The 227-nt window shown below is 44.9% G+C and carries 1 protein-coding gene; it reads left to right on the plus strand.

Annotation, left to right across the window (positions count from 1 at the left end; genetic code table 11):
- On the plus strand, window positions 1-227 hold a 227-nt coding region (locus LJE08_RS14610; RefSeq protein WP_227403665.1), incomplete at both ends, for an ATP-binding cassette domain-containing protein.

Consider the following 227-nt stretch of genomic DNA (forward strand, 5'->3'; position numbering starts at 1 on the left):
GGACGCAATGGAGCTGGCAAGTCAACGCTATTGAATCTGATCGTTAATCGAATTCTGCCAACTAACGGCACGATTAAGCTGGGCAATGATGATATCAATGACAATGACGCGGCCTTAACGCAGTTTTATCTGATGAGCGAGGTCAGTCTCTATCCTAAGCATGTGACTTTAAAGCAGATGTGGGAAATGGCAGACCTTTCTTATGGCAGCTTTAACTTTAATCGGGC

Source organism: Holdemanella sp. DFI.5.55, assembly GCF_020593575.1.
Taxonomy (GTDB): Bacteria; Bacillota_I; Bacilli_A; order Erysipelotrichales; family Erysipelotrichaceae; genus Holdemanella; species Holdemanella hominis.